This is a genomic window from Salibacterium halotolerans (assembly GCF_900115625.1).
Classification (GTDB): domain Bacteria; phylum Bacillota; class Bacilli; order Bacillales; family Marinococcaceae; genus Salibacterium; species Salibacterium halotolerans.
Genome location: NZ_FOXD01000007.1, coordinates 84,240 through 96,920 on the forward strand (window position 1 = coordinate 84,240; position 12,681 = coordinate 96,920).

A 12,681-nucleotide genomic window follows, 5' to 3' on the forward strand; every position below is an offset into this window, starting at 1 on the left:
TTAGTTGTTTATTTCTTCGAGCTCTTCGGCGATCATGGACAGCTCCGTCCAACGGTCCACTGCCTGCTCAATTTCGGTATCGAGTTCTTTCTGGCGTTCCACCCATTCCTGCGCTTTTTCAAAATCACTTCCCGCCTGTTCAACTTTTGCTTCCACTTCCGCTTTTTCCTGCTCCAGTTCATCGATTTTTGCTTCGATGGTTTCCCATTCCTGTTTCTCTTTGTAGGACATTTTTTTACGGGAGGCTTTCGGCTTTTCCTCCGTTTTTTGTTTAAGCGGGGCGGCGGCAGCGGCCTCCTGCTCTTTTCTCTCTTCGATCAATTCTTTATAGCTGCCCTGATACCGTTCGATAGTGCCATTGTCCTGAAAAACGAGCAGCCTGTTTACGACGCGGTCGAGAAAGTAGCGGTCGTGGGATACAGTGATGACAACACCTGGAAACTGGTCGAGGTAATTTTCGAGCACGCTTAATGTCTGGGTGTCGAGGTCGTTGGTCGGCTCGTCAAGAAACAGCACATTCGGCTCTTCCATCAGAACACTTAAAAGGTACAGCCTCCGCCGTTCTCCGCCGGACAGTCTGTAAATGTAATTCCACTGCAGCGGACGCGGGAACAAAAATCGTTCCAGCATCTGTTCGGCGGTAATCTCGCGGCCGTCCACCGTCGTGACAATTTCAGCGGTCTCCCGGATAAATTCAATGACCCGTTTATTTTCATCGAGATCTTCCTGTTCCTGCGAATAATACCCGATGCGTACGGTCGGACCACGCTCGATCCAGCCTTCATCAGGCTCTGTTTTTCCGGCAAGAACATTCAAGAGCGTTGTTTTGCCGCTCCCGTTTGGTCCCACGATACCGAGCCGTTCGCCGGGCGTAACGAGATAATCAAAGTTGGAAAACAGCGTGGCGCCCCCGTATGTTTTCGAAAGTCCTTCTGCTTCCATTACCTTTTTTCCGAGGCGGGTGGAGCCGATCGCAAAATCAACATCCTGTTTTTTCTCCGATCCGGATTGGTTTTTCATTTCCTCGACGCGGTCGACGCGGGCTTTCTGCTTCGTTCCGCGGGCCTTCGGCTGTTTACGGAGCCAGGCAAGCTCGGTGCGGAGAATGTTCTGCCGTTTGGCTTCCTCCTGTTCTTCGCGCGCTTCTCTTTCCGCTTTCTGCTCGAGAAACAGCTCATAGTTTCCCTCATACACATACAGACTGCCGTGGTCCAGTTCATAAATCCGGTTGGTGACCCGGTTCAAAAAATAACGGTCGTGGGTAACAAGAAGCAGGGCGCCGTGATAGGACGACAGGAAATTCTCGAGCCATTCGATCGATTCATTGTCGAGATGGTTCGTCGGTTCGTCCATAATCAGAAGATCAGCCGGCTGAATCAGGGCTTTGGCGATGGCGACCCTTTTCTTCTGGCCTCCTGACAGTTCTTTTACTTTTTTCCGGAACGCGGTGATGCCAAGGCGGGTGAGCACCTGCTTCGCGGTCGTGTTCGCTTCCCAGGCCTGCTCGTTGTCCATCGCCTGCTGGGCTTTCATCAGTTTATCCTGGGCATCCGCGCTTTCACTGTTTTCTTCCAGTTCGGTAAGCGCCTTTTCGTACCGGCGCATTGCTTTCATGACATCCGATTCGCCGTAGTATATCTGATCCAGGACGGTTAATTCTTCTTCGAGTTCCGGTTCCTGCGGCAGGTATTCCACCTGCAGGCTGTTGGCATGGATGAGCTCCCCCTGTTCCGGAGATTCAATGCCGGCCAGAATTTTCAAAAGAGATGACTTCCCTGTCCCGTTCACACCGATCAAGCCGATCCGGTCCTGATTTTCGATAACAAATGATATATGGTCAAATAATGTTTTATCCCCAAACGATTGATATACATTCTCTGCTCTCAGTACACTCATGTTTCTTCCTCCTTCCGCCCGGCGGGATTGTGCGCTTTATTCATCATAACATGCGGATGCCTGTTTTCCGAAACAGGCGGCGCAGCAAACGCCTCTCTAAAAGAAAAAACCGTTCATCAGGAACGGTTTTTCTGGCGTGGATTGCGCTTGGAGCGGTCCATTCGTTTTTTGCCGCCTGGTTTGCCGCCCGGCTTGCCGCCTTTTTTCTGTTTCGGGCGCAGCGGTGCTTCTTCGGTCAGTTTTACCTGTGCCTGGTTCGGCTCACTTGTGTTCATGCCGATGGCCGCAGCTGCTAGAGTGACCGCGTCAAATTCTTCGAGCAGGGTCCGGGCGGTTTGTTCGAGTTCATCCGGAACGTCTTCTGACGCCGCCTCCTTCAGCCTGTTGACCGCCTGCTGATAACGGCCGTATCTGGCTTCTTCGAGCGTCGGAATATCCTGTTTCTTCATTTTCTTATCGATCGTTTTTTCGATGAAACGAAGGTGTCCGATTTCTTTCGGGGTGGAAAAGCTGACGGCGGAACCTTCTTTGCCGGCTCTTCCCGTTCTGCCGATCCGGTGGACGTAGCTCTCCGGATCCTGCGGAAGGTCAAAGTTGTACACGTGCGTCACATTTTGCACGTCCAGTCCACGCGCTGCTACATCGGTTGCGACCAGAATATCAATCGAACCGTTTTTGAACTGACGCAGCACTTTATCGCGCTGCTGCTGCTTCAGGTCCCCGTGGATGCCGGCAGCGGCGTATCCCCGCTGGTTCAGCGCTTCCGACAACTCATCGACCCGGCGCTTCGTGCGTCCGAAGATGATCGCAAGGTCGGGAGGGGTGATATCAAGCAGGTGACAGAGCGTGTCGAACTTCTGCTTTTCCGGCACTTCCATGTAATACTGATCAATGTTTGATACCGTCATTCCTTTGCTTTTCACTTTTACTTCTTCCGGGTCTTTCATGAACTTCTGCATCACGTGCTGCAGCCGTTTCGGCATTGTAGCAGAGAAAAGCAGCGTCTGGCGCTCTTTGGAGACAGAACCGAGAATCGTTTCGATATCTTCGATGAATCCCATGCTCAGCATTTCGTCTGCTTCATCGAGAACGATCATATCCATGTATTCCGGCCGGATCGTTTTCCGCCTCATGTGGTCCATAAACCGTCCCGGTGTGGCGACGATGATCTGCGGACGCCGCTTCAACGCTTTAATCTGACGGGAAATATCCTGGCCGCCGTACACCGCCTGCGCTTTTACACCGATGTACTGTCCAAGCCGGTTTAGTTCTTCAGACACCTGTACCGCAAGTTCTCTGGTCGGTGTCAGAACGAGACCCTGCGGAGAATGCTCATCGTTCGTTACTTTTTCGATTAACGGGATGCCAAACGCCGCTGTTTTACCCGTTCCTGTCTGTGCCTGGCCGGAAATGTCTTTTCCCGATTTCGCTTTTGGAATGACTTCCGCCTGAATTTGCGTGGATTCTTCAAATCCCATCGCATGAACAGCCTGCAGAATGCGGCTGTCCAGCTGTAGTTCTGAAAATAATGTCAATCTTTCATTTCTCCTTTATTTAACGATACAGCTCTATTTTCAGCAGAAAGCGTGAAAATGATGACATGTATAGAAAAAATATTTCATGAGTATTCCTGTCATGACCTAAAAAAACTGCATCCCGCTTCGTTCTAAGGGATACAGACTCCTCATCACATACGCTGACTTTGTGCAAAAACATCACTGTGTTTTATTATTATATAATCATACCACACATTACTTTTTCCTGCTACATGTATGTTAAAAAAACTGTAACAGGATTTTAATCTATACAATGTTGAATTGTTAAAAAATTGATTCTATACTGAAAATAGATTCATAAAGAACATGAATCTGTGGCAGTGGTGCATGAAAACGCCATACGTAAAGGAGGCCTGTCATGCCTGATAAAAAGTACGCCTATCTTTATGATGGAAGAGAACGCCGCATAACTGTCGGCACATCCGAAACCATCGAAGGTCTGAAGGCTGAAAATGTCAACATTTATTATGCAGGAACCGAAGAAGAACTGGCAGCAGATGTTCACCCGTACTACAAACGGGAATACATCGTTACGATGGCGAACCGGCTGCACGATTTTGAAGACAAGTTATTTTTATAGAAACACGGCCTGTTTCCCCAGCTGGAAGCAGGCTCTTTTTTTCTGCTTCTCTTTTAAAACGTTATCTCCTTTCCTGAATAATCGGAGTGACGTTGTAAGCGGAACAGTCATCAGATGACCATATCTTTTCATTGTAATCGGTATCATTTTTGTTTACAATAGAATCGTAGATTGACTTGATAAGAGGGTGAGATAAAAATGGGCAGGAACAACAAACAGACGACAGAGGTTATACTTATCGGCGCCGGCGTTGTCAGTGCGACGCTCGGAACACTTCTGAATAAGTTACAGCCGGACTGGCACATCACCTTGTTTGAAAAGCTGGACGCAGCCGGCATGGAAAGTTCGAACGAATGGAACAACGCAGGAACCGGGCATGCGGCGCTTTGTGAATTAAACTATACCGTTGAAAAACAGGATGGCTCCATCGATATAAGGAAGGCTGTCAAAATCAATGAACAATTCCAGGTTTCCAGGCAGCTTTGGTCTCACCTGGTGGAGACAGGTGACATCCTGGACCCCCGCGAATTTATCCGGCCGCTGCCTCATATGAGTTTTGTATACGGGGAAAAGAACACGGCCTTTTTGAAAAAACGGTTTGACGCTTTGTCCCATCATCCCCAGTTTCAGGGCATGGAATTTTCCAATGACCCGGAACGCTTAGCTGAGTGGATGCCTTTAATGATGCAGGACCGCACCTCGAGCGAACCTGCAGCGGCAACCAAAGCCGACCACGGAACGGATGTGAATTTCGGGGAATTAACCCGTCAGATGCTGAAAAGTCTGGGACAGCAGGATAATGTAGATATTCGGTACAATCATACCGTAGATGATATTACCCAGCTGCAGGACGGGGCCTGGGAAGTGAAAGTGCAGAATAAGGAGCATCAAACGCTGGAAGAGCATCATGCCGATTTCGTGTTTATCGGCGCCGGCGGTGGTGCGCTGCCGCTGCTTCAGAAAACAGGAATCCCTGAGAGCCGGCACATTGGCGGCTTCCCCATCAGCGGTGAATTTCTCGTCTGTCATAACCCCGACATTGTTGAGCAGCACGATGCTAAAGTGTATGGCAAAGAACCGGAAGGCACACCGCCTATGACAGTCCCCCACCTGGACAGACGTCATATTGAAGGGAAAGACACTTTGCTGTACGGCCCTTTCGCAGGGTTCACGCCGAAATTTTTGAAGAGCGGCTCCTACATGGATCTCTTGTATTCCGTTAAACCAAATAACACGTTCACGATGCTTGCCGCGGGCACGAAGAATACGTCGTTGATCAAGTACCTGGCCAAGCAGCTGAGCATGTCCAAGGAACAGCGGATGGATGAACTGCGCAACTTTGTTCCCAGTGCCAAAAGCGAAGACTGGGATATGCTGGTTGCAGGGCAGCGCGTCCAATTGATTGAAGATACGAAAGATGGCGGCAGAGGAGCGCTGCAGTTCGGCACGAAATTGATTCATTCCGATGATCAGTCGTTAGCCGCGCTTCTCGGTGAATCCCCGGGCGCTTCGGTTTCCGCCTCCATTATGCTCGAGGTTCTTGAAAAATGTTTTCCGGACTATCTCAATGCGTGGAAGCCCGGCATTAAACAAATGATCCCGTCTTACGGCGAGTCCCTCGAGGACAACCCCGAACTGCTTGAACACATTCACGCGTCCAGTTCACGCATTCTCGGTCTGAATGGTTCCAAAACGTGATAAAGAGGCAGCGATTAAATAAAGAAGAGAGTGGAACAAAACCTTTATAGGATATAAAAATGCCGAACGATTTTAAAAAATCGTTCGGCATTTTTCGTTCCTGAGATAAACCGCTGCGCCAAAATACTTCGCTTTTACTCCAGAGCACAAGGGTGACATCGATTCGCTGAGGCTCATCGTGTCTTCTTTGCACTCCGGAGTACAAGGGCGACATCGATTCGCCGGAGCTCATCGTGTCTTCTTTGCCGCGGGCACGGCTCAAAAGAAGGAAGATCGGCTAAGACCGGCACGTCCTGGTGGGCGCCGACCTGACCCGCATCCTGCGGGCCCTCGGAAGAAAAACGCTTCCTGCGGGGTCCCCGTGACTCGTGCTGTTCTAAGCTGGAGTCGAAGTATTTTGGCTCCGCTACTATGTGGCTCTTAAACAGCTACTCGAGACATTCGTGTTTTCTTCCGCATATTTATCTTTTGTCCCAGACTCTTCTTTTTTATGCGAAACCCCATTCCGGCAGTTTGTACCGCGGTTGTTACAGGGCGGAGCAGCTCCATGGACACTAAGTCGCCGCGCGGCATGCCCAGTGTCCACGGAAGTTGCCTTGGTGGACACTAAGACTACCCCGGCCGGCAGCTGGTGTCCATTGATTTTTGCCGGTGGACACTGCGTCTCGAAGTCAGCGGTTTAGTGTCCTCGCAACAGTCCTCCGCGGATACTACTGCTGTATTTTCCGACGGTAGTGTCCATATCCGTTCAACAAAAAGGCATTCGAACGCACCTCGTACTACATCAAACGCTCCCGTTTGTCACAAAAGACAACCGGGAGCGTTTTTTCTCTCAGAATACATGATATTACTCTTTGTTTTTCCATTTCTGCAGGGCTTCGGCGAGGGCCGGGTTGGAGATGTTGTCGTCTTCCTGGTTGTTCAGGTATTTCTTCACGTCCTGCTTGGATGCTTTATCCTGCTTTTCTTTATTACGCCGTTCCACAAAAGATGATTCTTTCTCTTTATACCCGCAGCGGCAGACGAAAATCTTTCCGTCCCCTTCCCCGCGCAGCTCCATTTTCTTCTTGCAGTTCGGACAGCGGGCGTTGGTCGTTTTGGCGATATTCCTTTTGTAACCGCACGACCGGTCCTGACATACTTTCATTTTGCCGTTTTTGTTTTTTACTTCGAGCATCAGCTTACCGCACTCGGGGCACGGCGTTCCGGTGACATTGTCGTGCTTGAACGACTGTGAGCTCTTTTTAATGCCGTCTACGATTTCGCCGGTATAGGATTTCATCTGGTCGATGAATTCCTTTTTATTCAGGTTATCTTTTTCAATGTCATGAAGCTGTTTCTCCCACTCGGCTGTGAGTGTGGCTGATTTCAGTTCTTCCGGAACGAGATCGAGGAGCTGCTTTCCTTTGGAAGTCACGTGGAACGCGTTTCCTCTTTTTTCAAGCAGAAAAGAGTTCTGCAGCTTGTCGATAATGTCAGCCCGTGTCGCGACGGTTCCGATGCCGCCTGACTGCTTAATCGTCTGGACGAGCTCTTTGTCTTCGCCCTGCATGAATTTGGCCGGATTCTCCATTGCCGACAGCAGCGCCGATTCCGTCAGCGCCGACGGAGGCTTGGTCTCCCCTTTGTCGAGTCCGCTTTTCACAAGGTTCAGCGTATCCTGTTCCTTGACTCCGGATGGAATGCTGTTCTTTCCTTCGTTTTCTTCTGAATCATACACCGCTTTCCAACCCGTTTCGAGCACCTTTTCTCCTTTTGCGGCAAACGGCTCTCCGCCGATCTCTGCCTGCAGATCCGTCATTTCTTTTTTCTGCGGCGGAAAAAAGGCGGCGAGAAAACGAGTGACGACCATCTCATACAATTTCTTTTCTTTATCGGACATGTTTTGATAAACCGGAGCTTCTTCCGTTGGAATAATGGCATGGTGGTCAGAGACTTTGTTGTCATTGAACATCCGGCCGGCCATCTTCCATCCGTTTTTGTTGATGGTCAGCACGTGCCGCGAAAACGGGCGGACATCGACGGCTTTCAGTCTTTCTTTCATCGTGCCTTTTAAGTCGGAAGAAAGATAGTTCGAATCGGTCCGAGGATAGGTGAGCACTTTGTGCGTTTCGTACAGCCGCTGCAGGACACTGAGCGTCTCTTTGGCGGAGTACCCGAAGCGCTGGCTGCATTCGCGCTGCAGTTCGGTTAAGTCGTACAGCAGCGGAGCATCATTCTTCTTCTCTTTTCGCTCCACCGACGTGACAACAGCCGGCTTGTTTTTCACTTTTTGATCAAGCTGTTCCGCTTTTTCTTTGGAAAACAAACGGGTGTCGCCGGATTTCGGATGTTTCCACCAGAACACGGGTCCTCGTTCCGTTTTCCCGTAAAGCTGATAAAACGTGTCCGGCTTGAACTCTTTTATTTCCTGCTCGCGGGAAGCAACCATCGCAAGCGTCGGTGTCTGGACCCTCCCGCATGAAAGCGACGCGTTGAATTTTGTTGTCAGCGCGCGGGTCGCGTTCATACCGACGTACCAGTCCGCTTCCGCTCTTGCCTGAGCCGCCGCGTACAGGGAATTGAATTTCCGTCCGTCATGCAGCTTCTGAAATCCTTGTTTAATCGCCTGATCCGTTACCGACGAAATCCAGAGACGCTTGATTTTCTTTTTGGCATTCGCTTTATCAAGAATCCAGCGTGCCACAAGCTCCCCTTCGCGGCCGGCATCGGTCGCGATAATGACCTCGCTCACGTCATCACGGGACAGCTGCTTTTTCACGGTATTGAACTGCTTCCCGGATTTATTGATGACGGACAGTTTCAACTTTTCCGGCAGCATCGGCAGATCCTCCAGCCGCCACGTTTTGTAGTTGGCGTCGTACGTATCGGGTTCCGCCAGTGTAACCAGATGGCCGAACGCCCACGTTACAATGTAGCGCGACCCTTCGATGACGCCGTTTTTCTCGTTTCTGCACCCCAGCACTCTGGCTATATCTTTTCCTACAGACGGTTTTTCTGCAAGAATGACTGATTTACTCATGACCGAAAATCCTTCCCACTTTTCATAGTCTCCTTCATAATATCATACTATGTCTACTTTCTGCCTCAGTGGGAACGTGTTGCAGCATGTTTCATCTAATATAAAATTGTGAGCTGAAGACAACCTTATTCCTGAGTCAATCATACCTAGTTCCATTCTTCATTTTTTTAAGCAATCCATAAAATTATTAATGGGTTTATCTGCTAATTGTTCGGTGTTTGAAAACATATGGTATATACTATTCTGCTCTGCTTGTGAAAACTGTGTTCCTATATTGTCTCTGAATTTCCTGTGTAATAGAGGAAAGCCTTCTGTTCTTCTAAAGCGGTGGCCTACCGGGTATTTTCTCTCGACTTTTTCAGTGAAAGTACCGTCTTTAAAATAAATTTGAACAGCATTTGCAATCGCCCGCTTACCAGGTTCCAAATACTCCTTTGTATACTGTTCATTTTCCACCACTTCCATCTTATTTCGTAATTGATCAATGAGTGGGTTTGATGCTGTCTCATCTTCATAGTGGGAAGCCGTAATTTCTCCATAGATCAACCCCACTGCAGTTATATATTGAAGACAATGATCACGATCAGCGGGATTTTGAAGTGGACCGGTTTTATTAATAATGCGCATGGCAGATTCATGCGTATGAATGACAATGCGATCGATATCTTCCATACTCCCCTGCACTTCTTCTGATAATTCAAGCGCACACTCAGCAGCTGTCTGCGCGTGAAATTCAGCAGGAAACGAAATTTTAAATAGTATGTTTTTCATAACATAATTATCGAAAGGTCTTTGTAGATTTACTTTTTCTCCCCCAAGCACTACATCTTCAAATCCCCAATACGGGGCCGTTAATGCCGTGGAGTAGCCCATTTCCCCTTTCAATGCTAAAAACGCAAGCCAAACACCCCTACTCGTTGCATCACCTGCTGCCCATGACTTTCTTGAACCAGCATTTGGGTAATGACGATATGTCCGAAGACTGGAATTATCTATCCAGGCATTGGAAACAGCATTTACTATTTCCTGTTTTGTACCTCCTAACATTGCTGTCGCCACAGCAGTCGTAGCTATTTTTACAAACAATGTGTGGTCCAGTCCCCGGCGGTTCAAACTATTATCCAATGCCAAAATTCCTTGAATTTCATGAGCCTTGATTGTTGCCGTAAGAACATCTTTTACTTTTAAAGGTGGTTCACCCTGCTTCATACTTTTCCTGCTGATATAGTCTGCAACAGACAAAATTCCTCCTAAATTGTCGGAGGGGTGTCCCCATTCCTGCGCCAGCCAGCAATCATTATAGTCCAGCCATCGAATCATTATTCCGGTGTTGAAAGCTGCCTGGACAGGATCTAATTCATAAGAAGTTCCCGGGACAACTGCCCCGTCCTGCACATACGTACCAGGCACTACAGGTCCAAGCAGCTTCGTGCATTCCGGAAAATTTAAAGAGAGCATTGCACAACCTAAACTATCCATCAGTACGTATTGAGCCGTTTCCAGAACTTCTTCTTCCTCTACTTGATCTTTAAGGACATAATCTCCAATAGCTTCCAGCACTTCATCCGTTTGCTTTATACTGTCCTGAATGTTTGCCATAATCCATTATCTCCTTTCCCCTTGTTCTGGTAAAATGCTGGTAGAGATTTTATCATCCAGATTTTCATAGTCATTTAAATGGATTGATTCATAGAGTTCTTCCCGTGTCTGCATGTTTTCTAAAATATCTTTCTGAGTCCCTTTTTGGTAAATTTCTCTAAACGCTTCTTTATACGCTTTAGCAGCAACCCGAAGAGAAGTAACAGGATAGATCACCATTTGATATCCCATACTCTCAAATTCCTCCGCTGTGTAGTAAGGCGTTTTCCCAAATTCAGTCATGTTTGCCAGCAATGGTTTTGAAATGCAGCGGGTGAATGCTTCAAATTCTTCTTCTTTACTTACCGCTTCCGGAAAAATTGCGTCCGCACCAGCTTTTTCATAAATCTGAGCCCTTTTGAGAGCTTCATCCATGCCTTCTACACTATGGGCATCCGTACGGGCGACCACAATAAGAGAAGGTTCAATTTCTTTAGCCATTTGAATTTTTTGAACCATATCCTCTGCAGAGATTAACTGTTTCCCATTGAGATGGCCGCATTTTTTGGGAAGACGTTGATCCTCTATCTGAATTGCTGCCACGTTTGCCTCTACCATCTCTTTAACCGTTCTGGCAACATTTAACGGCCCGCCAAAACCTGTGTCTACATCCACCAGCAATGGAAGATCTGCAGCTCTAGTGATTTCTTTTGCCCTTTCAGCAACTTCCGTAGACTGTAATATCCCGATATCCGGAAGCCCCTTACTTGCTGTAAACGCAGCCCCTGATAAATATAATGACTGAAAGCCCGCTTCCTTTGCTGCCACACCTGCCATACCATCATGAACCCCCATAAGTTTAAGTATGGATTTCTCTTCCATAAAAATTCTGAATTCTTCAGCCAGCTGTTTCTGTGATTTTTGATTTTGAGTCAACCAAGTCAATCGATATAAACCCCCTTATATAATGTGGTTCCAATAAAAAAAGAAAGAGGCAAAAATAAGCCCAACCCATACCACTAGTGCTGCAGATCCAACTTTCCACAAATCTTTCTCTGTAAAATATCCATAGGAATAGCTGATTAAATGAACTGGAGATTGAGTAACAAGTATAAACCCCGGTACACCTGTTAAATAGACGGCCATACCCAGGCTTAAAGGGGAAATTCCAGTTATCTGTTCTCCTAAGGTTACAGAAAGCGGGAGCATGATCGTTAGAAAACCCAGCACATTCACAAATATAATTCTTATCAAAGCGGTGAAAATAATTAGTGTTAAGACTAATATCAGGGAGGGATAGTGATTGGAAAGAGAACTAACATAAGAAGCAAAAATGTCAATCGTATCCGTGCTGATCAGCATATTGGACAACATTAAAGTAGCAGCGAAAAAAATCATCATGTCCCAATTAATTCCTTTTTTCGCCTGTTCCCATGTTAGAACTCCAGAATAAGGCAGGACAGTTAGGACTGCTCCCAGTAACCCCACCAAAGGAATGGAATAGTCATGCAGAGATTGAGTCATCCACAATAACAAAATGATTCCACTGATAATCGTCATTTTTATTTCAGGCCATGTCCATGCTCCTAATTGAACGAATTTAGTATTGAGGAGATGCTTTACCAGTTCGTGATTTACTTTTTCAGCGGGAAAAAACAATTCCAACAGCCCGCCTAACAAGAACACAAATACTAATATAGGGGCTCCTAGATATAATAACCAATGTACATATGTCATCTCACTGGAAACCTCTGAAAATATGCCGAACGCATATATCGTAGAACTTGCACCAGTTGGAACAAATGCAGCTGAAATAGCGCTGACATACGATATTCCAATAAACATTGACTTAGACAAGTTCGGTGTGAACTGCACGCTTTGTAAACGTTGAGAGATATCATCAAGGATGGAACTAATTAAGCTTCCTTTTCCAATATTAGATGGAATAAAAACGGTCAGCACAAACATTAGAGCAAAGGATATAAAAATTAATAATCTGCCTGATCCCTTGCATAGCCGGAGAATGGATAACGAAACACGACCGGCAAGACCTGTCTGAATAAATGCATGTGCCAGAATAAAAGTAGAAAACAATAACCAAACTAATTCAGAACCAAAGAAGCTTAATGTTTCATCATATGAAAAAAAGTGAAAAGACAGCAGCAGAATCAAGAGAATCGAACTGAAAGCAAGCGGAAACACTCTGCCGATCCATAAAATTTGTATCATGACAAGCGCAGACACCGCTTGTATTTGTATGCTCCAATCCAGCCATGGTAAGAAGAACATTCCATAAAGTACTATCACAACAGCTGTTAAAACGTTATTTTTTTTCATTGGCCTTGGCCCCC

General features: G+C 47.1%; 8 protein-coding genes. 2 read left to right on the forward strand and 6 right to left on the reverse strand.

Features of this window, described 5'->3' with window-relative positions:
* Both BM124_RS07755 and cshA read right to left on the reverse strand, forming a co-directional pair.
* A complete protein-coding gene (locus BM124_RS07755) occupies positions 1–1,896 on the reverse strand; it encodes an ABC-F family ATP-binding cassette domain-containing protein (protein WP_093336551.1) in 1,896 nt (631 codons plus the stop codon).
* Positions 1,897–2,012: 116 nt separating this feature from the next.
* Positions 2,013–3,431 (reverse strand): degradosome RNA helicase CshA, encoded by a 1,419-nt coding sequence (gene cshA, locus BM124_RS07760; protein ID WP_170841035.1) that lies wholly within the window; start codon positions 3,429–3,431, stop codon positions 2,013–2,015.
* A gap of 379 nt (positions 3,432–3,810) precedes the next feature.
* Between cshA and BM124_RS07765 the strand changes: the two genes are divergently transcribed.
* Positions 3,811–4,032, forward strand: a complete 222-nt coding sequence (locus BM124_RS07765; protein WP_093336552.1) for a hypothetical protein — start codon at positions 3,811–3,813, stop codon at positions 4,030–4,032.
* 198 nt (positions 4,033–4,230) lie between these two features.
* A complete protein-coding gene (gene mqo / locus BM124_RS07770; RefSeq protein ID WP_093336554.1) occupies positions 4,231–5,730 on the forward strand; it encodes a malate dehydrogenase (quinone) in 1,500 nt (499 codons plus the stop codon).
* A gap of 847 nt (positions 5,731–6,577) precedes the next feature.
* On the opposite strand, the gene BM124_RS07775 is transcribed toward mqo, so the two are convergent.
* The 4 genes from BM124_RS07775 to BM124_RS07790 all read right to left on the reverse strand — a co-directional run bounded on the left by BM124_RS07775 (position 6,578) and on the right by BM124_RS07790 (position 12,667).
* Positions 6,578–8,752, reverse strand: coding sequence for a DNA topoisomerase III (locus tag BM124_RS07775; protein WP_093336555.1), 2,175 nt, complete (start codon positions 8,750–8,752; stop codon positions 6,578–6,580).
* 159 nt (positions 8,753–8,911) lie between these two features.
* On the reverse strand, positions 8,912–10,351 hold the full coding sequence (locus tag BM124_RS07780) for a bifunctional 2-methylcitrate dehydratase/aconitate hydratase (protein WP_093336557.1): 1,440 nt from the start codon (positions 10,349–10,351) through the stop codon (positions 8,912–8,914).
* 6 nt (positions 10,352–10,357) lie between these two features.
* On the reverse strand, positions 10,358–11,275 hold the full coding sequence (prpB, locus tag BM124_RS07785; protein WP_093336558.1) for a methylisocitrate lyase: 918 nt from the start codon (positions 11,273–11,275) through the stop codon (positions 10,358–10,360).
* A 15-nt stretch (positions 11,276–11,290) separates the two neighbouring features.
* A complete protein-coding gene (locus tag BM124_RS07790) occupies positions 11,291–12,667 on the reverse strand; it encodes an SLC13 family permease (protein ID WP_093336560.1) in 1,377 nt (458 codons plus the stop codon).
* Positions 12,668–12,681 lie beyond the last annotated feature (14 nt).